The 20484-nt window shown below is 37.2% G+C and carries 20 protein-coding genes and 1 pseudogene; 13 read left to right on the top strand and 8 right to left on the bottom strand.

All coding sequences use genetic code 11. The annotated features are described in order from the left end of the window. Positions 1–41 precede the first annotated feature (41 nt). Together NDN11_RS10260 and NDN11_RS10255 are read right to left on the bottom strand one after the other, a co-directional pair. Positions 42–482 (bottom strand): acyl-CoA thioesterase, encoded by a 441-nt coding sequence (locus NDN11_RS10260; protein ID WP_251109553.1) that lies wholly within the window; start codon positions 480–482, stop codon positions 42–44. Beyond that, positions 479–1639 (bottom strand): iron-containing alcohol dehydrogenase, encoded by a 1161-nt coding sequence (locus tag NDN11_RS10255; protein ID WP_167247563.1) that lies wholly within the window; start codon positions 1637–1639, stop codon positions 479–481. The genes NDN11_RS10260 and NDN11_RS10255 overlap by 4 nt, the downstream gene beginning before the upstream one ends. A gap of 652 nt (positions 1640–2291) precedes the next feature. Here NDN11_RS10255 and NDN11_RS10250 point away from each other — a divergent pair. From NDN11_RS10250 to NDN11_RS10235, 4 genes and pseudogenes are all read left to right on the top strand, one after another. Continuing rightward, positions 2292–2492, top strand: coding sequence for a hypothetical protein (locus tag NDN11_RS10250; protein ID WP_167247561.1), 201 nt, complete (start codon positions 2292–2294; stop codon positions 2490–2492). A 230-nt stretch (positions 2493–2722) separates the two neighbouring features. Beyond that, entirely contained in the window at positions 2723–3184 is a 462-nt protein-coding gene (locus NDN11_RS10245) for a hypothetical protein (protein ID WP_167247560.1), read from the top strand. Positions 3185–3541: 357 nt separating this feature from the next. Then, complete coding sequence (gene bla / locus NDN11_RS10240) at positions 3542–4399, top strand: class A beta-lactamase (protein WP_353050837.1); 858 nt, start codon at positions 3542–3544, stop codon at positions 4397–4399. 137 nt (positions 4400–4536) lie between these two features. Beyond that, positions 4537–4891: pseudogene (locus NDN11_RS10235) on the top strand (TonB-dependent siderophore receptor); the annotation flags it as partial. A 53-nt stretch (positions 4892–4944) separates the two neighbouring features. On the opposite strand, the gene NDN11_RS10230 reads toward NDN11_RS10235, so the two are convergent. Continuing rightward, positions 4945–6351 (bottom strand): molybdopterin-binding domain-containing protein, encoded by a 1407-nt coding sequence (locus NDN11_RS10230; RefSeq protein WP_251109551.1) that lies wholly within the window; start codon positions 6349–6351, stop codon positions 4945–4947. A 53-nt stretch (positions 6352–6404) separates the two neighbouring features. Next, the gene (locus NDN11_RS10225; RefSeq protein WP_251109550.1) at positions 6405–7466 is read right to left on the bottom strand and encodes a NucA/NucB deoxyribonuclease domain-containing protein; all 1062 of its coding nucleotides are present in this window, start codon (positions 7464–7466) and stop codon (positions 6405–6407) included. A gap of 672 nt (positions 7467–8138) precedes the next feature. Between NDN11_RS10225 and NDN11_RS10220 the strand changes: the two genes are divergently transcribed. The 8 genes from NDN11_RS10220 (at position 8139) to NDN11_RS10185 (ending at position 15215) form a co-directional block, all read left to right on the top strand. Next, positions 8139–9086 carry a bifunctional helix-turn-helix transcriptional regulator/GNAT family N-acetyltransferase gene (locus NDN11_RS10220; protein WP_251109549.1) on the top strand — a complete coding sequence of 316 codons (948 nt, stop codon included), beginning with the start codon at positions 8139–8141 and terminating at the stop codon, positions 9084–9086. A 364-nt stretch (positions 9087–9450) separates the two neighbouring features. Next, positions 9451–9960: a low molecular weight protein-tyrosine-phosphatase gene (locus NDN11_RS10215; RefSeq protein WP_251109548.1), complete on the top strand. Its 510-nt coding sequence runs from the start codon at positions 9451–9453 to the stop codon at positions 9958–9960. A 13-nt stretch (positions 9961–9973) separates the two neighbouring features. Then, a complete protein-coding gene (murB, locus tag NDN11_RS10210) occupies positions 9974–11008 on the top strand; it encodes a UDP-N-acetylmuramate dehydrogenase (RefSeq protein ID WP_251109547.1) in 1035 nt (344 codons plus the stop codon). Between the two features lie 8 nt (positions 11009–11016). Continuing rightward, positions 11017–12153 (top strand): YdcF family protein, encoded by a 1137-nt coding sequence (locus NDN11_RS10205; RefSeq protein ID WP_167247550.1) that lies wholly within the window; start codon positions 11017–11019, stop codon positions 12151–12153. Next, positions 12153–13181, top strand: a complete 1029-nt coding sequence (locus NDN11_RS10200; RefSeq protein ID WP_167247548.1) for an alpha/beta hydrolase — start codon at positions 12153–12155, stop codon at positions 13179–13181. Before NDN11_RS10205 ends, NDN11_RS10200 begins: the two co-directional genes overlap by 1 nt. 84 nt (positions 13182–13265) lie before the next feature. Then, complete coding sequence (locus NDN11_RS10195) at positions 13266–13784, top strand: DUF4124 domain-containing protein (RefSeq protein ID WP_167247546.1); 519 nt, start codon at positions 13266–13268, stop codon at positions 13782–13784. Positions 13785–13833: 49 nt separating this feature from the next. Further along, positions 13834–14562 carry a hypothetical protein gene (locus tag NDN11_RS10190; RefSeq protein ID WP_251109546.1) on the top strand — a complete coding sequence of 243 codons (729 nt, stop codon included), beginning with the start codon at positions 13834–13836 and terminating at the stop codon, positions 14560–14562. 71 nt (positions 14563–14633) lie between these two features. After that, a complete protein-coding gene (locus NDN11_RS10185) occupies positions 14634–15215 on the top strand; it encodes a hypothetical protein (RefSeq protein ID WP_502801373.1) in 582 nt (193 codons plus the stop codon). A 51-nt stretch (positions 15216–15266) separates the two neighbouring features. Here the strand turns inward: NDN11_RS10185 and NDN11_RS10180 are convergent, their stop codons facing one another. Both NDN11_RS10180 and NDN11_RS10175 read right to left on the bottom strand, forming a co-directional pair. Then, complete coding sequence (locus tag NDN11_RS10180; protein WP_167247540.1) at positions 15267–16937, bottom strand: FMN-binding glutamate synthase family protein; 1671 nt, start codon at positions 16935–16937, stop codon at positions 15267–15269. Positions 16938–17046: 109 nt separating this feature from the next. Next, positions 17047–17280 (bottom strand): hypothetical protein, encoded by a 234-nt coding sequence (locus tag NDN11_RS10175; protein WP_004653215.1) that lies wholly within the window; start codon positions 17278–17280, stop codon positions 17047–17049. Positions 17281–17747: 467 nt separating this feature from the next. Here NDN11_RS10175 and hppD point away from each other — a divergent pair, with 467 nt between their 5' ends. Next, a complete protein-coding gene (gene hppD, locus NDN11_RS10170) occupies positions 17748–18803 on the top strand; it encodes a 4-hydroxyphenylpyruvate dioxygenase (protein WP_005189102.1) in 1056 nt (351 codons plus the stop codon). Between the two features lie 68 nt (positions 18804–18871). On the opposite strand, the gene NDN11_RS10165 is transcribed toward hppD, so the two are convergent. Further along, positions 18872–19651 (bottom strand): IclR family transcriptional regulator, encoded by a 780-nt coding sequence (locus NDN11_RS10165; protein WP_167247538.1) that lies wholly within the window; start codon positions 19649–19651, stop codon positions 18872–18874. A 282-nt stretch (positions 19652–19933) separates the two neighbouring features. Further along, complete coding sequence (locus NDN11_RS10160; RefSeq protein ID WP_251109544.1) at positions 19934–20482, bottom strand: VOC family protein; 549 nt, start codon at positions 20480–20482, stop codon at positions 19934–19936. Between the last annotated feature and the right edge of the window lie 2 nt (positions 20483–20484).

Here is a 20484-nt window from a genome sequence, read left to right as displayed (position 1 = left end):
TTTGTATAAGAAAGGCAAAGTTTTATCTTTGCCTTTCTTCTTTAATCTATAAGTAAATATTGGTGCAGTACATCTCGCATCGCTTGGGGAATAGCGGTACTTTTTCGTTTTTCTCTATCAACAAACACATGCACAAAATGCCCCTGTGCAGCAGCATGTTGCTGACCTTGTTTAAAAATAGCCAGCTCATATCTAAGCGATGAATTACCAATTTTTCCAATTGCAACACCGACCTCAATCATTTCCGGGAATGACAGTTCCTGTAGGAAGCTACAAGCTGAATCGACCACTAAGCCAATGATTTCACTGTTGTGAATATCAAAGCCTGTTTTTTGAATCAATAATGAATTGGCCGCCGTATCAAAATAACTATAGTAGGTCACGTTATTGACATGACCATAAATATCGTTATCTGCCCAACGGGTTTGAATGGGTAAAAAAAAGCTAAATTGTTCTCGTTGTTTTAAAGTTGGTTTGCTCATGCATAAATCGCCTGATAGATCTGTAAAGCGTCTTGTTCGGTCATTTCTCTAGGATTATTTTGCAACAATCGGGTTTGCAACATGGCATCTTTGGCGAGTTGCGGTAATTTTGACTCTGGGATATCTAGGTCTTTTAATTTCAAGGTCAGTCCACTTTGGTCTAAATGATTTTGCATATGATCTATGAATAGATCACATAGGCCATCGGTACAACCTGTGCTACGAGGATCTAATAGTTGCATTAATTCTGCATAGTATTGTTTGGCTTGAGGTGCATTAAATTTTAAAACTTCGACTAGCACCAGAGCATTGGTATGACCATGGGAAAGGTGAAAATGTCCGCCAAGAGGATAGGCGAGTGCATGCACAGCCGCTACAGGAGCATTGGCAAATGCTTGACCTGCAAGCATTGAACCAACCAACATATTTTGGCGAGCTTCTAGATCAGCGCCATTTTTCAAGACTTTGGCTAAGTTATGATTTAATAATTTCAGCGCATTTTTGGCTAACATATCCGCATAAAAGTTCTTTTTAATGCTTGAAGTATAGGCTTCAATGGCATGTACCATAGCATCGATACCTGTTGCAGCAGTGATGTGTGCAGGTAGGCCCTGAGTGAATGTCGCATCTAAAATGGCAACGTCGGCATATAAAAGGGGTGAAACAATCCCCATTTTTGTGGTTGCACCTGTGGTGACAATCGATATAGGTGTAACCTCAGAACCTGTCCCTGCTGTTGTGGGGATGAGAATCAAGGGTAAACGTGGTGCTCTGGCTTGATTTACGCCATAGATTTCACTTAAGTTTTGTTGCTGTTCTGGATGAGCGAGTAGCGCGATAATTTTTGCCACATCCATTGAACTGCCACCACCAAACCCGATAATCACATCAATCCGTTCTTGTTTAGCAAAATCAACAGCCTCAAGCACAATATGCTCTGGTGGGTCAGCTTGAATGTCTGAATAAATAATATGCTCAAGCTCAATCTGAGCTAAAATTTCTAAGATAGGTAGATGTAGTTGATGCTGGATCATACCTGCATCTGTTACCAGCAAGGCTTTATGGTACTTTTGTTGTGTTAAAACATTTTTAAGTTCTTGTATCGAACCGAGTCCCGCAATGATGTTGGGAACAGTTTGAAATTGAAACGGGTTCATACATACATCCTTATTTTTCACAATAAATACAATATTTTTATATCAAGTAACTATGGGTTTTACTGTTTCAGTAAATTAGCATAAGACGCCGTTCAAAAGTGTAGCTTTGAAGTGATTATGCCGTCCCAAATGCCCTATAAGATATCAGGTCTTTTCGTCTATTCATCCTATTGAAATTATAATATTTAATGGTGTTATTTCACCTAAAATTATCGCAAAAATAGTACTTTTAGAACATAACGAAAACAATAGCTGAAGCTATAGTTTTGCAGCCAATTTTTATCTCACCTCTGGGAAAAGTAGTGTAATAGCAACAATCGACATTGTTCCAGATGATTCCATCCTCGATTTATGCTCTTCTCCAAGGTCCTAAGATTTGCAGAAGGCTCAATCTCATAGATAAATAAAAAGTAGCTGATAAGGCTATTGGTGATTGGATGGTTATTAATTAGGGTGATCCTTTAGATAGGCGCTAAGTAAATCAATTTCTCCATGCAGTTTATGAAGTTGTGAGGGAAAGTCAGGCATTTATAGAGTTGATATCTAGAACAAAGAAGAGAATTTGAAACTCATCGTAAGATGAGCTTTCTGTTGTCTTGTTATTTTCACAATATTTTGCTTTTATGGTTATTCAATTTCTTAGGAACTCATCATGAAAGAAGCAATAGAACAATATCGCGAAGAACGAGCAACATTAGAAAATGAGATTTCGGATTTCCTTGAGAAGAAATTTGCAGCGTTCAAAGAAAAGACAGGCGCTGAAGTGATTCACCTTGAAGTAGAGTTTGATTCAACTGATGATGAAGATGCGGAATTCTTTATTTCTAGCGTGTTTATAGGTACGGATCTTTAATCAAATCAAGAAATTAAAACCTCCTTCGGGAGGTTTTTGTTATTGGGTATTTAGTTTATTTGTGAAGTAAAAAAACTCCAAAATAGTCATATCATTAATAGTCGAGAAGAGGAGTTATGATTTTATTAATTAATCATAAGTTTTTGTTTTTAATATTTAATTTGAAATAATTGTGAAGAAATAATAAAATATACACTTGTCTTTATTTTGTTTTATGTTGAGTGTTTTTGGTGAAAAAAATAGTAATTCTTCTTATAAGTACGGTAGTTTGTGGTTCGGTGTATAGTGCAGATGATATCTTCAACAAGGATAAATCACTTTTAATTCTAAATAATGAAGGGCCTCAGAAAGAGATCAAAAGTAGCGAGCAATTTGATTTCTTTGAGTCGATGAAGCAACAAGAACAAGATCGTATCGATCAACGCAATTATGAATTAGAGCAAGCGCATGTAGCACAACAACATACATCCAATATGAGTCCACATGATAGGTCTCAATATTATTTGGAACATAGACATTTCGATGCTTTGAATGCACAAGGGCATGAGCAACAGTTCAACTCAATTTTAAAGGCAAAAAATAGAGGTTTAATGTCTGAAAAAGACTACCAGCAAAGAATTGCGAAGCATAATCCGGTACCATTGGATCAGAGAAATAATCAACTTAAATTTTCAATCCCAATTGGGGAATAACAACATAGTTAATGACTAAAGCTCATTGAAAGATGGGCTTTTATATTTAATGGCAAAAAAATCTCCATTATTGATGCTGCTGATCAATTTTCACGTTGAAATAAAGGTGGCAGTCAAGTGCTAGGTGGACTTGCTATCCTCCGTATTTTGTTCTTTTTTCCTAATCGTATGGCACATACGATGAACAACAATATTCATGTTGGTAAATGTGTAAAAGCCCTTTAATTGTGGCGTTATTCTTGAATGCATTTAAGTATTTTATTGGTTGCTAAAATGTTTGATTTAATTCGTAATTTTATTTTTAGATATATACTTGGCTGCGCTTATTTTTTTAAATTTTTAATATATGGATGCAATATGAAATCGTTATTGAAATCTGCCATGGCTGTGGTTTTGTTTGGTTCTTCGGTGTCAGCTACCATGGCTGCTACTCTAGAAGATCAGATCAAAACACTATCTGATAAGGGGTGGCAGATTGGTGTATCTATATTGGATATGGATGATAAGTTGATTTCGATCAATGGAGATAAACGCTTTCCATTAGATAGCACGGTAAAAGCGCTTGCTTGTGCGAATGTTTTAGCAAAAGTCGATGCTAAAAAACTTAGCTTAGATCATTCAAAAACGATTCAGCAAAAAGACCTTGTTACTTATTCGCCAGTTGTCAAAGATTATGTAAATAAAAAACTGACGATCAAACAAGCATGCGAAATTACAACTGCATATAGTGATAATACAGCAGCAAATTTTGCTATAGAGGCAGGTGGAGGACCTGTAGGTCTCACCTCATTTATGCGTTCAATTGGTGATAAAGTTACAAGATCTGATAGATATGAACCTGATCTAGTCATTAATCCCGAAGGTGATATCCGAGATACAACTAGCCCCAATGCTATGAATACCAGTATGAAAAAATTATTGGTGGGCAATGTGCTATCTACAAGCTCAAAAGAACAATTAAAAGAATGGATGATAGGGAACAAAGTTGCAGATAATATGTTAAGAGCTGCGTTACCTAAAGGATGGAAAATTGCAGATCGTACAGGTGCCAGTGATTATGGCATTAGAGGTTTAACATCAATGGTATGGTCGGAAAGTCATGCGCCTGTATTTATTAGTATTTATGTGAGAAAGAGTGAAACTTCTCTAGATGAACGTTCAGAAGTAATTAAGCTTTTAAGTGATCATATTGTAAAAGAACATTTGATTAAATAAAGACGGTTATTCATTAGATCAGATAGATAGCCCTCATTAGCGGGCTATTTATTACGATAATAAAATATTGAGAACTTGAAAGATGCTTAAATATCCAAATTCGATTTTTCTTATTTATTATGTAAGTTAAAAAAATAATGATTCTTCATTACTCATTAATAAAGATAGTTATTCATATTGGCTTTTGTTCAGAAGTTTTGCTGCCGTGTAACAAAGAATTAAAGCAGCAGAAAAATCCTGCTGTAACAGAAGGCTCCGAAAGCTATGCAGTAAAAAGCACCAATACATCAACAAAACAAAATTTATCGCTTCGTGATACTCCTCAATCGGTCAAGGTTTTTACTCGAGAGGATCTGGATGGTCGAAATATCGTTTCATTTCAAGATTTAACCAATAATATTACAGAGGTTTCAAGCTCGCGTACCGATGAGCGCCAATTGGGGTATAGGAGATCTTGATTTAGATATCTATGATCATATTGAAGTTGTTAAAAGATTAGCCCACGATTTGTGGGCTTCTTTTTAGCTGATTCCTGAACTTAAAAATTAGTCAATCTTCATGAAATAAATCTCGTCATTTGATTGAATTGGTTGCTCAGCAAATGGGACAATCACAATGCAATTAGCCTTGAGAAAAGGCTCTACCTGATATGTGTGTTGTTGTTCAACGATCTCTAATGAATATTGACCATCATCTTGCAATTGATATTTACCCCATAACAATTTTCTTTTATTTTGATCAGTCTCAATTTTTTGTTTAGTACGACCTTTTATAAATATTTTGTTGAGAAAATCGGGATCATGTTTATTTAAAATATATTTCACCATGAAATGCATGAGTAGGGAAATATCTTGTATATCACCAGGTAAATTAATGATCGTTGTCTTATCTTCTGTCGTGATGACTTTTGAGCCTTTATGGTTACCTTGATCATCATACAATTGAACCGTTTCACGCATCGGGAGTGTTCTAGGCATACTTCTAATGATGCTCAGTTCATTCGCTGGGATAGAGCGTGTTTGGAAATTTGAGGTCATACTGCCAGGATCAAAGGCGGTAAGTCTACCAATTGAAAATAATGAACCACCAATGTCTTTATGAGAACATAGAATCATCACATCAAAATTAGGAATATGATCTTCAAAAAATTGATTATAATCCTCCCAGTTTGTTGTTAATTTATCATCTAAAGCAGGATCTTTTTCCTTCTTAAGACTATTAAATGCAGAATCATAACGCTGCGGCTTAAGCAGTTTTATCTCGATATGCTTATAGCCCCATGATTTCAATAAGTCTTTAACATACAAACTTTCTTCACAAAACGTATGCTCACTATCAAAGGTATGCATACTCACAACAAGAATTCGTGGATCTCTATAAATTGTTAGCTCTTTAATTCCAGCCCGTCTTAGAGCAATCAATTTCTCTGGTGAGATTTTCTCATTTTTAGCTAGAATCAGATTACCTTGTTTAATTACACTTCCTTTCTGGATAACGCCTTGCATTGCAGATATTGGCGCTGTAATTTTTTTATTATCGTAATCAGAAATATCTAAACGCTTATCGTCTTCTGGAATAATGGCATCAATAGATTCAGGTAATTTTGTATATTGTGGAATTCTAAGTAGATTTTTACCGCTCAGATCTAGTTTATAAGGGTTTAATGAACGATAGAGTTGTTGTCCCCAGCAGTATAGGGAATTGATGAATACAGGTCGCTGTTTACTTGCATTTTGAGTTGACTCTGAATTAATAGCCCAACCTATATAAGCTGATAGATTATTGGTTGGATAGTCCTGTAAGGCGTGAACATCACGAGCATTCACTTGATTCAGCGCTGCTTCTAAATCTACAGTATCCTTTAACTCACCTAGAGGAAGCTGCATAAAAAGGCGATAGTAAATTGTAGTCAGATCATATGGAAGATCTTCAGGGACAGGAAGTTTATGCATAAGTATAAGTCCAAGAGGTAACTCTGATTGGAGTTACCTTTTTTAATTAATAATCAATCAACTTTTAAAAAGAATTCATCATCATCTAGCACTCTTTCCTCATTAAAAAAAGCACCTAAACGAGCACCAGCCCTCCGATTATCAGAGGCATCAATTTTTTTCACAGAAGCATTTACGCCACCTTGTTTTGTCGCGGCAAAAGGGAATTCATCACAATCACAATCAGTTGCAACTTCATCCGAATCACCTGTAAAGAAACATTTCGAGCCAACAGTTGGACCATATTTTGCTTTACAACTTTTTACAGATATTTCACGATTTTTTTTGCGGTCACCTGCATCCCTAAGGCGATTTAAAGGTCTAGAATTCGATGTTCTAAATAAAGAGTTTGGAGCGCTAGGAATAAACTCACCTTCTTTTCCTGCTAAAAATGCTTCTTTGATATGCTTTGCAGATTCATCTACGTCTGGATCAGTAAGCTTAATTGTAGTCATGATAGCTGGTGCAGTAGGATAGACACATCCCTTTGTATTTGCTTTAGCCTTACCAATATCACAACGTACACTAGGATTATAAAGACCTGGATCAAAATTAGCCGCATTATCAAAAGATTCTTTTGCTTTTACAACCTGAAAACTAACATTTGGAGATAAAAACAATGGATTCGATACAGCGAGAGAAGAGCTGGAAGGAGTAAATGTTGTGCTTGATTCTGCTGATAAGCCATTGACTAAATTAATTGGATTACCGTATACGGTTTTTACCGAACAATCATAACAATACAATTCTGGACGTATTTTTAAAGATTCACCTGGTTTTCCAATAATTTGTGTACGCAATTTATATTTATAAGTCCAAGTTAATGCATTTTTAGGATTATTGGAATATACATAAGCCGTAACTTTGGCAGTACCTACATTTAGGCCTTGTGCATCAGTTAGAGCAATTTCACGTTGATCTGATACTAGACAGTGTGAACCTCTGCTTATAAAGCTATCAAGATCTTTACCGACTGTTTTACAAATTGGTGATACATCTAAAGCACTGGCTGCATAACTATCTATTACTGTAAATACAGTAGCTAAAGCCATTATATATTTTGTTATATTTAACATGAAATTTCCGATATTTTAATTAAAAATAAATTCCAAAATAAGTTGTTAAAGTTACCTTGGAATCGAAAATAATGATAAACAAAAAATATTAAATGTAAAATAAATTATTTAAATTAAATACTTAATTTTATTGTTTGTTTTATTTTTAATCTTGATTTTGTTTTTGAAATATTAAAACTATATTATATTTCATGTATTTATTTGACATTTTATTGGTTTATATTTAGTTAATTTAATCTATGTAATAGTTGATTATTATTTTAAATAACTTAACAAAAATATTTTTTATGCGCTCAACTATTCGTTAGTAGAAAACTTATTTCAGGTTGAGATTAAGAAACTGGTACTTAATAGGAACTGTTAATTTAAAAATATGTATAAGTCATAACTTATCCATACTTAGTACATTGTGATCGGAATTTGTGCATGGGGAATTGGGGTACTGCTTGAAATGGATAATTCTTCCAACCATATAAAGAGCAATGATCAAAATCGAATTTTGTTGTTTTGCCGTTAGCTAAATACACCGAGTAAGATCATTCAAATGCTCGGATATTTTGTTAATTTGATGAATCATCTAACAGATAGAATTTAAATGTAAAACTAAAAATACTTGACTGCTTTTTTGAAAATATGGTTGTATTATGCAACTATATTTTGAGGCGTATTCTCGTGTTAGACCAAAAAATAATTGATGAAATTCGTTGCTCTTCAAGAATCATGGTGCGGGAGCTCGGTTTCCTGAATACAACTCTTGCTGCAACAAATTATTCTCCATCAGCAGTCCATACACTTCTTGAGCTTGAAAATAGAAATTTTATAACAGCTGTTCAGTTGGGGGAAATTCTTGGGCTTGAAAAGTCTAGTATTAGCAGAATGCTAGTTAAGTTAATTAAGAACGGTGAAATTGTTGAAGAGCAAGACGTGACAGATGCTCGATCTAAGACTTTAAGACTGACTTTAAAGGGAAGAGATACTGTTAAGAAAATTAATCAGTACGGGGAGTTGAGAGTTGTTCAGGCTATTGAAAAGATAAATAAATATAAACAGAAAGAGATCGCTCAAGGTTTGACAGCGTATGCTCAATCTTTAATTAATTGTCGAAATAATAAAAATGATGTGATTCATAGTGATATTGAAATAGTAAGTGGCTATCGCGCAGGAATGATTGGTCGAATTGCCGAAATGCACGGTACCTATTATTCTGAAAATTTTGATTTTGGATACTTTTTTGAAGCAAGAGTAGCAAAGGATTTGGCTGAATTTTCAGTCCGTATGTCTAACCCATCTAATCATATATGGTTAGCAATTCGAAACAATAAAATAGTCGGATCTGTTGCGATTGATGGCGAAGACCTAGGAAATAATGAAGCTCATCTTAGATGGTTTATTTTAAGTGATGAATGCAGAGGTCAAGGAGTTGGAAAAAGACTTTTAGATCAAGCAATTGGATTCTGTGATGAAAAATCTTTTTCTGCTGTTCAGCTATGGACTTTTAGTGGTCTTAACGCAGCAAGAAATTTATATGAAATTTTTGGATTTACATTGGCTCATGAATGGGACGGGAACCAATGGGGTAAAAAAATGTTGGAGCAGAAATTCACCCGAATCAAGAGTTAAATGTAAAAGCCTTGATCAAAGAAAAGCTTCACTGGTCAAGAACTTCATATGTAAGAACCGTTTATTTAAGCGGTTTTTTACATTTGAGCCTTATACAATTGATCTTTAAAAATTAAGTTTCTTTATCAGCTTGTATGTAGGTGGCACATATTGTTAATTCCAAAAAAGTACATATTCATACAGAATATTCAAAAGAGACAAACACTATTTCCTTTCAAATCAAAGCAATTTTTGACAAAATAGCTGATGTCAGAAAGGTCAATTCAGGCATAATGACATTTAATCGTTTTGCGTTTATTTTGCAGGAATTTTGCATGCAATATTTTAATTTACTTATAAAACAAAATGTTGGAATGTTTTCCTGATGACAACAGAATATAAGGTGTTATGTGTCTGTTTAGGGAATATTTGTCGCTCTCCAACAGCAGAAGCGATTCTCAGGCATTATTGTGACGTACATGGCCTAAATATTATGGTCGACTCTGCTGGTACCAGCAATTACCATCCCAATAAAGCACCTGATCTACGTAGCCAAAAACATGCTGCACAGCGTGGATATGATTTATCTGATTTACGTGCCAGACAGATTATTTTAGAAGATTTCATCAAGTTTGATCTCATTTTAGCGATGGATCATGAGAATTTTGATGATATCCAGATACTCATGTCACAGGCGGTGCAACAGTTTGGTACACATCAAATTCGTGCCAAGTTGGCATTGATGAGTGAGCATGATCATCAGTTTAAACAGCAAGCCGTACCAGATCCATACTATGGTGGTGCAGATGGTTTTGATCGAGTACTCGATCAGTGTGAATCCAGCAGCCAAGCATGGGTTGATATTTTTAAAAAGCAAATGAAAGCAGGGCAATAGGATTTAATTTAATATGCAGCTACAAGCGCAGGTTCAGCTTAAAAACTTAAATACATTAAATTTGAATGCGATTGCTTCACATTATGTGCAAATCAATCATCCAGATGACGTCATTACGGCATTAGCATTAGCGGAACAGCAGCATTTAAACGTTTTAGTACTCTCGGGAGGCAGTAATGTTTTATTGCCACAGCAAATACAAGCCTTGGTGATGCATTTAAATATTCAGGGCATTGAAATACTTTCTGAAGATGAAAATACTATTACCGTTAAAGTAGGTGCTGGGCAAGTATGGCATGATTTTGTTTTATATAGCACTCAACAGCAATGGTTCGGATTGCAAAATCTTGCTTTAATTCCAGGTTTGGTGGGCGCTTCGCCTGTACAGAATATTGGCGCTTATGGCGTTGAAGCCGGTGAGTTTATTGAATCTGTGCAAGTTTACGATCGTGAACTTAAGCAGTTTACTTCGATTGCAGCACAAGATTGCCATTTTGCGTATCGTCACAGTATTTTTAAAGATCAGCCTAATCGTTACATTATTACCAGTGTGACTTTTAAGCTTCTCAAACAAGCTGATTTGAAACTGAATTATGGTGATCTTAAGCAAGCAGTGGGTGATGAACTGACCGCAGAGAACTTACAAAATCAGGTGATTCATATTCGCCAGAGTAAATTACCAAATCCCAAAGAGTTTCCAAATGTTGGTAGTTTTTTTAAGAATCCAATTTTGACACAAACAGAGTTTGACAAAATTACTCAACAATTTCCAAACATTCCACATTATCCGCAGACAAATAGCAATGTTAAAGTGGCTGCAGGTTGGTTAATCGATCAAGCAGGTTGGAAAGGTAAACAGTTGGGTTCAGTTGGCATGTTCCATAAACAGGCTTTGGTATTGGTTAATTATGCTGATGCAACACTAACGGATGTACGAAATACCTATCAAGCCGTACAAAGTGATGTAAAACAAAAGTTTAGTATTCAATTGGAACCTGAACCTGTGTTATATAGTGAGCAAGGGTTAATTCAAGCTCATCTTGGATGAAGAAATCTATGGCGACAGTGCATTGGATGGTCAGTTTAGTAAGGATAATTACTATATTATTCGTACTACTGGGCTGCTTTATGCTTTTTTTATATTCGCCTTTTTATTCACAACTGGTTGTAAAAGGATTGAATCGTTTTGTCCCTGTTGATGTCAATGAAGTCGCTGCACAAAGTCAACGACCTGCTGCATTGAGTGAACATGAGACCTTAGAACCAGGTTCGAACTTGTGGATTGCTCGACAAGCTTATCTTAAGCTCATGGAAAAAACCTTCCAATCTGAAAAACCAGAAGATTTAAGGTTAATTCAAGCGCGTTATAAGCTACTTCAAGAGCTGATTGCCGAAGAGCAGGAAAAAGAAAACCAAGATGAAAAAAAGCAACCTAGTATTCCATTAATGAGTGAACAACAACCGGAACAAGATCAAGAAAGTTCAGCTGTTGTAATGAATACACCTTTAGATTTTCTGCGATGGAATACACCCGATAATCAGGCACTGATGGGGAAATATATTGCGTTCTTAGAAACTTATCCAATCGCGTTACCCGTGAATGAGGATGACAAGGATCAGACTGACAAAGATTTGATCGAGTTAAAAAAGAACAAAGATAATGTGGTTGAGCAGCAAAGTATTTCCCAACCCAATGCAATTGTTGTATTGGGTGGTGGATTAACGTTGGGTGCCAATGGCAAAGATATTGTCGTGAATAATTACACTCGCTTGCGTTTAGAAAAGACATTACAAGTTGAGAAGAAATATGCATTACCTATCGTACTGAGTGGTGTTGAAGCGCCTTATATGCAAGCATGGTTAAAAGAGCGCGGTGTTGAAGCGAAACTACTTGAGAATCGCAGCATGAATACTTGTGAAAACTCTCGATTCAGTTCTTTATTACTACAAAAGAAAGGTGGTGCTCCAACAGTGATCCTCATTACAGATGAATACCACATGCCTCGGACACGACGTTTGTTTGCTTTAAATGGAATTGAAACGATTCCTGTGGTTGCGCCGATGCCAACAAAGTTAACCGAATGGCGTCCAAGTGAACAAAACTATGATCATAGCCGTCGTGCGAACTACGAAATGTTGGCAACGATACGTGATATGTTATTTGGCTCAAGTGATTGTCGAGAGATACCATAATGTCCGATCTTCCATTTTTAAATCCGACAATTTTAAAACAACTGGATTTACCTGTACCAAATCGAGAGACAACACCACAGGTGCTTGAACCTTTGGATTTATCTGGCGTCACTGAGCTATCCAAGCCATTGCAAGCCTATCGTAAGTTATATGGCTTACATTTATTGGACTGTGAACATTGGCAGGGTTATGTCGAAATGCCATTGTTCCGCGTACATGTACAAGTATTTCAACCCAAACAACAAAAAGTCCAAGGTACAGTGTGTTTGCTACATGGCTATTTGGAACATAGTGGTATTTATCAGCCCATTATTAAAGAAATTCTAGATCAAGGCTTTAGTATCGTCACTTACGATCTGCCTGGACATGGTTTAAGCAATGGCTCACCAGCCAGTATTCAGAATTTTGATCATTATCAGCAAGTGTTACATTCCGTTTATGATGCCGTGCGCGGTGCGAAACAATTACCGAAGCCGTGGTTAGGCATTGGGCAAAGTACAGGTGGTGCAATTTGGATGCATCATTTACTTGAATTTGCAGAACGTAGAGAAGATCCTATTGTTGACCGTGTATTGCTGTTGTCTCCATTGATCCGACCCGCAAAAACGGCATGGTGGCATAATTCGGTTGGTCTGGGCATAATCCGTCGGATCAAGAGCCAAGTACCACGACATTTCCGCCGTAATAACCATAATCCAGAGTTTCTTCGGTTTGTTCGTTTAAAAGATCCTTTGCAACCCCGTATGATGGGTATGGACTGGATTCTGGCCATGTCAAAATGGATGCTAGAAATGGAACAACGACCTGCATGTCGTATTCCTGTGTGGCTCGCACAAGGTGCTTTAGATCAAACCGTAGATTGGCGTTATAATATTGAGTATATTCGCCGTAAGTTTAGATTGCAGACTTTGTTAATGCTGGAGGAAGGCTCGCATCAATTGATTAATGAACGAGCAGATATTCGTGCTGCATTGACGGGTTTAATTCCAGCTTTCCTGCATGCTAAACCAAATCATCATTACTATTAATTTTACTTTTTTCCTTACTATTTAAATGATAGAATTTTTCAGATTTTAAAAAAAATATCAATAAATTAGATGTTTGGGGTAATAATGAAAGAAGGTACATTAAGGGGTTTTTGTGTCTTTATATTGTTATGTTTTTCTTTTCCTGTTTTCGCACAAGAGTTATATAAGTGCGTAACCAATCAAGGAACAACATATCAAAGCAGACCATGCGCAACCAAGACGGCACAAAGGACAGCATGTACAGGCTCAGTTGCTGATGGCTTTTCGGGTGATTGTCGTTCTATGGAACAGCAAAGGCAGCAAGGGATGTCTTATGAAAAAAACGCTTATACACAGGACTTAGCAAATAATAAAACCCGAACAGAAACGAGACAATCGGAGTTTCAAAGAACAATTGTTGAATTTCATGAATGTAAACAACGTATTATGGCTTTGCAGAGATTTGCTCGTTATTCTGATCGTCGGTCTCAGCTAGTGGAAAATAACAGTCGATTTTATGCGGCAAGAGTTTGTACAGACGACGGCAGTGTATATGTGAGTTGTAATGCAGCCACCAATACATTGTTGACCCAGACCAGCCCGACTTGTCCATTCAAAAGGTAGATGTTTTTTAAGACATTGATTGATAAATATTAAAAGATGGTAATCAGTAGTGAAAGCAGCATTTATTGTAATTGGGGTCATTTTTGCAACTTTTTTCTTGTTAAATCGTTGTTCTCATCGCGATGTAACAGCAGATCAGTCCATTAATCATAATCCAATTGAACAACGACAACAGGCTTTAAATCAAATTGCTTTATTGCAACCCTTAAAGCAACACTTGCCCAAGGATTATGAAACTCTACAGCAAACTGCAAATGCGTCAGTGCAGCCTGAAGAAATGCTTGCTGCCGTAAGTAGCACATTGTGGTGGAAACTGCGTGATATTGTGGAAAAACAGGCAGATGATGAGGGGCAAAAATTATGGACAAAGGCATATTTACAACAGTTGTATGATGCTAAGCGTAAAGGGAATTGTTTTCCGATTGCTTTCCCGTTATATGGTAAAACAAATATGGATGAGCGAAGGGCACTACTGAGTTCAGCTACACAGCAGCAAACTGTAGCTGCATTAACATATATGCTAACCCATCAAGGAACTCATTCTTCCATCGATCGTATGCAAACTCCACAAGCATGGGCGCAGATTGCAGACAAATTACGACAAGATTATGGTCAGGATGCAGACTTACTCAATGCTGGAGAAACTGCGCAAGACAAAAATAAACAGTGTGAAGTAGTCATTCGAACTTTCGAATATATTTTGTCTCTACCTTTAGATCAACAAGCGCCAGTGATTCGTTGGATGTTAAATAGACATATTTCGGTGAGTGTTTTTTAAATGAAGGTTTTGATCGAAAAATGTATATAAATTTAAGAAACCAATTGGTTAAATCCACATTTCTATTCTTCATGACGCTTAGTTTAGCTGCGTGTGGAAAAGTTGCCCACGAGCCTAAAGTTGGTGAATACGGGGAAAGCTTAGTTAATTCAGTTCTTTTAACCTCGAGTGAAATTGATGCATTGAATAAAGCTGTTATTGAAAAACCAAAGGATACTTTTAAAAGACCGAATATAGGCATTAGTTTTCAAGCTGATCCCAGCAAAAATCCATATCGTTTTGTTATTGTCGCGAAAGGAACTGCGCAGCAACAGGGCAAAGTCGAGTTAAAATGGATTGGAGGTGTGCAGAGTGAATCCTCTAATGGCTATCATCCTGAGGTTTTTCAAAGTGATGATAAACATTCCTATGATTTAAATCAGCCTTTATTACTGGTCATTAGTTCGGATCCATTCTCAGTCAGTGAACAAAATAACGGTATGAATTATGGTGTTCATGCCGAATTGACGGAAGCCACAAATATTCAATTTCAGTCTGTTGAGGTACAGGTCTGGCAGGGTAAAGGTTCGCAATATAATTGGACCTCTTATCTCAAATTTCTAGTGATTTTAATGGTTGCTATTTTTGGTATTTATCGATTGGTTAGTCGCTAACTTTTAGATATTTGACCAAAGAAAAGCCACCTTGCGGTGGCTTTTTAGTCATTAAAATTGATTGGCGTCCGCCATTTTCCACATGCGATAATAGAAATTCTCATCATCATTTAAATCGCTGTGCAGTAATTCATTTTCTTTTAAGAAGAAGTGGATCTGTGCATAGTTTTTGATTTCACGATCATTCATACGCTGTGCTAAATGATGTGCTTTAATGTCAGATGGATGATGCAAACCCGCTGCTGCAATCATTTCAGATAAGGCGTGCAAGGTGTTTTTGTGGAAATTAAACACACGTTCAGCCTTACTTGGCACATCGATGGCTTTTTGGCGATCTTTATCCTGCGTCGCAACACCAACAGGACACTGGTTGGTATGACAGCTTTGTGCTTGGATACACCCTACTGCAAACATAAAGCCGCGTGCAGAGTTAACCCAGTCTGCGCCTAAGGCAAAGGTGCTAGCAATATCAAAGGCACTGATCATTTTTCCACTGGCACCAATTTTGACTTGATTGCGTAGTCCTGCACCAACAAGCGTATTGTGCACAAAGCGCAATCCCTCTCTGAGTGGTGTGCCAATATAGTCGCTAAACTCGATCGGTGCTGCGCCAGTTCCGCCTTCAGAGCCATCCACCACCACAAAGTCAGGCACAATTCTCGTTTCTAGCATGGCTTTGACAATGCTCATAAATTGCCATGGCTGACCAATACAGAGTTTAAATCCGACAGGTTTACCACCTGAAAGTTCTCTCAGCTTTTGGATGAAATGCATCATTTCAATTGGTGTGTTAAAACTTGGGTGCTTGGATGGGGAAACACAGTCATGATCTCTTGAGATCCCGCGGATACGAGCAATTTCTTCAGTGATTTTATGCTTGGGTAAAATACCGCCGTGACCTGGTTTTGCCCCTTGTGAAAGCTTGACCTCAATCATTTTAATATTCGGATTTTTGGCTTGCTGTGCAAACTTATCTGGATCGAATAAGCCTTCGGCTGTGCGGCAACCAAAATAACCACTGGCAATTTGCCAGACAATATCGCCGCCATGTTCTAAATGGTAGGGGCTTAGACTGCCTTCACCTGTATCGTGGTAGAAGTTACCTAAATGCGCACCTTTGTTCAATGCACGAATTGCATTTGCACTTAGACTACCAAAACTCATTGCAGAGATATTCATGATCGATGCACTATAGGGTTGGCTACATTGTGCATTACCAATCAGAACACGGAAAGATTCTGGATTAGCAGGAGGGCATGGGGCAATGGAATGCACAATGAAGCGATAGTTTGGATCATAGACATCTATGATTGAACCAAAGGGCTTATCTGCATTTTCATTTTTTGCACGTTGATAAACCAAACTACGTTGCATACGCGAAAAAGGCAGTGCATCCTGATCTGATTCTATGAAATATTGACGAATTTCAGGGCGAACATCTTCGAAAAGAAAACGGAAATGTCCCAAAATTGGATAGTTTCTTAATATGGCATGTTTCTTTTGCAACAGATCGCGTAGGCCAACAATACTGAGTAATCCTGTAACTAACCAAAGACCGTTTAAAAGTGTATCGGATATAAAATAATAAATTGTATGTGGGGTATAGGTAAATTTAAACCAAGTAATTGTTAAAGCAGTAAAAATACAAAGAAACCAAACAGAATGTCTTGAAAAGAAGGTGTTAAGTAATTTATGTCTTATAGCTTGCGCTGGACTAGCCATCGGCAGGAGATTCCCATAATGAAGCAACTGACAAACGATGCCAAGAAGCGAACACAAGCTCAAGTAATGAATTGTTAGATATGAGAATTATTCTCTTTCGTGAGAGATACTATTCTAGTTCAAGCTGATAGTCATCTTTGGTGACTTTGATCTTAATCTTTTTATACTTTCTTTTATTGGGATTCAAAGCCGAGTCAGTGACCTCAGTAGCAAAACTCGAATTTCCCATCAAGTCATAATAGGCTTTATAACCAATCAAAATCTTTTGTGGTCTACCACTATGCTCATGACTATAGCTTTCAATGAGTTGAGTTAACTGTTCTAAAATCGAAGTTTGCGTCATATCTATCTCATTCGCCTGCTTAGCTCATAGGCTTAAGCTAATCGAACTTTGTTAAGGAAATAAGACAGGCAGTCTACTCAAATACATTTATTCATATCAGCTTGAGACCATGGTCTGATTTAGAGATATCGCCAATTATTCTTTAATAGCGACCTTTATTGGCAGAGCCAAACAATAATAAAATTACACATAACATAATTTAATTATGTATTGCATAAATTTAGACTTTCTTGTAGCATGAATTTATAGCTGAGAGCCAAGATCAAGAATCATGATTTCTTCATTTGGCTGACTTATGGACGGAAAGGGCTTTAACACGGATGCTTTTACATACTTATAAAAACACCTGTCGCCTTTTCTGATAACGCATGTATAGGTTGATGCTTTTAGATAGCGATTAAGCAATTGAAGAATAAGACCTATACAGAGCATTAAACGGATGAATTTATCTAAATAAGGGAAACTAGATGGACATTTTAGATAACCCATTAGAACTATGTGGTTTTGCTTTTATTGAATTTGTTTCGACGGAAAACGGATTAGATCAGATCTTTGAGACCATCGGTTTTTCTAAAGTCGCAAAGCATAAGTCTAAAAAAGTTTATTTATGGCGTCAGGGTAATATCAACATTATCTTGAACTACCAGCCTGAATCTTATGCTTCATTCTTCTTTAAAGAACATGGTCCTTCAGCCTGTGCAATGGGTTTTAGAACCCGCGATGCAGCCAAAGCATTTAGCAAAGCAGTGGAGCTTGGTGCAGAGCCAATGTATTCACAAGCTGGGCCAATGGAACTAAATATCCCTGCGATTAAAGGGATTGGTGGCATGCCAATTTTCCTTGTTGACCGTGATATCTATGAAAATGACTTCGTTTTCTTTGATGATGCAGACAGAAATCCAAAAGGTGCAGGCCTGAACGAAATCGACCATTTGACCCATAACGTCTATAAAGGACGTATGGAGTATTGGGCGAACTTCTACGAAAAAATCTTTAACTTCCAAGAAATCCGCTACTTTGACATCAAAGGCGAATATACAGGTTTAACTTCTAAAGCCTTGACTGCACCAGATGGCATGATTCGTATTCCATTGAATGAAGACTCAGACAAGGGTAACGGTCAAATTGCAGAGTTTTTGGCAGATTTCAATGGTGAAGGTATTCAGCATATTGCCTTTATTACCGATGACTTGCTTTCAACATGGGACAAGTTAAAAGGGATCGGCATGCAGTTTATGACAGCACCACCTGAAACTTATTATGAAATGTTGAAAGAGCGTTTGCCTAATCATGGTGAGCCAACGGAAGAATTGCAAAAACGCGGTATCTTGTTGGATGGCAATACCAAAGATGGTCAGAAAAAGCTGTTATTACAGATTTTCTCGCAAAATATGCTTGGGCCTGTGTTCTTTGAATTTATTCAACGTAAAGATGACGATGGTTTTGGTGAAGGGAACTTCAAGGCATTGTTTGAATCAATCGAACGTGACCAGATCCGCCGTGGTGTATTAGAAGCAAAATAATCCCACTCAAAGCTTGAAATAAAAAAGCCAAGAAGTTCGCTTCTTGGCTTTTTTGTATGGATCAATCATTAACGGGTTTGAATATATTGGTTGATTGCTGCAACTTCACGTTTAAATAGTTCTAAGTTATCGCTGCCTTCATGCACTGAGAAAAACATTTCACTGTCCAATGCGACAATACAAAATTCCATTGAGTGATGCGCATTAAAGATCGGTAGGCCAACCGCATTAATTCCGACCAGAAGATCACCTTGAGCTATCGACATACCATGTTGCAGAACATTTTCTTTGAGTAGCAGAAATTCGTCCCAATCGGTCGGTTTAATCGGGTAGTGATTGTTCGCTGCTTTTTCCCATTCCGCTTGCATCAGAGGTTTAATCACGGCTTCAGGCATATAAGAGGCAAACACACGACCCGCTGCGGAATTGACCAACGGCATGATCGACCCAACCTTGGTCACAATCGAAATCGGATGGTTGGATTCAATCGATTGAACCACTAAAGGTCCTTTGGGTGACCATTTACTGATTTGTATGCCACAGCCAATCTTGTTTTGTAATTCATAAATCAGGTGCTGAACCAACTGTAATACATCTGTATGCTGGATACAGTTTAGCCCTAAACGCCATGCTTGATCGCCTAAGGCATACTGACCATCGGTAAGCTGCTTGGCATAATTCATACGAATCAGGCTAACCAGATAACGGTGTACCTTGGCAGGATGCATATCCAGTTTGCTGGATAGATCTTTTAAAATAATGGGCTTGTTGTGTTCTAAAAGGGCATTCAGTACGGCTAAACCGACCTCAAGTGATTGAACCCCACCAGATAACTTTTCTTCAATCATTCAATAACCCTTAAGCTGCACGTTTTACGCAGTGTTTGTTGCTGTCAATTATGGATAATTTACATCCAGCACATAATGCCTGAGCAGTTGGCAAAATAGAAATCATCTTTTTAAATGAATTAAATCGGTGAATTGTATAAGCATACAATTGTTTTTAGAGAGATTGCACGCTATTTTGCAGAGCCTACTATGCCTTAAAAATATACAAAATGCTTTAAATTTAGACCATAAAAAAAGGCATTAGCATTTTACAACGCTAATGCCAATTTCATGGAACTGGATTTATGCGCCGAGTTCATCTTCGTGTAAGAAATGAGTATGGTGTGGTGCACGTTTGGTACGACTCCACTCATCCAGCATTTCTAATTTCATTTCTTCGGTAATTCGTGCAATCTTGGCATCGGCATGGGCATCATTATAGGTCAATTCTAAACGATGACCATTGGGATCGAAGAAGTAAATCGAATGGAAGATACCATGGTTGGTGACACCTAATACCTTCACATCATTCGCTTCGAGATGTGCTTTTGCTGCCATCAGCGCATCTAAATCTTCTACTTCAAAAGCAATATGTTGTACCCATTGCGGTGTGTTTTCATCACGGCCCATATCGGGTTGAGTCGGCAGTTCAAAAAATGCCAATACATTGCCTTGGCCCGCATCTAAAAACAAATGCATATAAGGGTCAAAGGCTTTGGTAGATGGCACATGGTCTTCTGCAAATGCCAGAATGAAATCCATATGCAGCATTTTTTTGTACCATTCGACGGTTTCTTTAGCATCTTTACAGCGATAAGCCACATGATGAATTTTTTTAATTGCAAAGCTCATGA

Origin of the sequence: Acinetobacter sp. C26M (assembly GCF_023702675.1) — a bacterium.
In the GTDB taxonomy this organism is placed as follows: Bacteria; Pseudomonadota; Gammaproteobacteria; order Pseudomonadales; family Moraxellaceae; genus Acinetobacter.
This window is presented reverse-complemented; position numbering and strand designations above follow the sequence as displayed.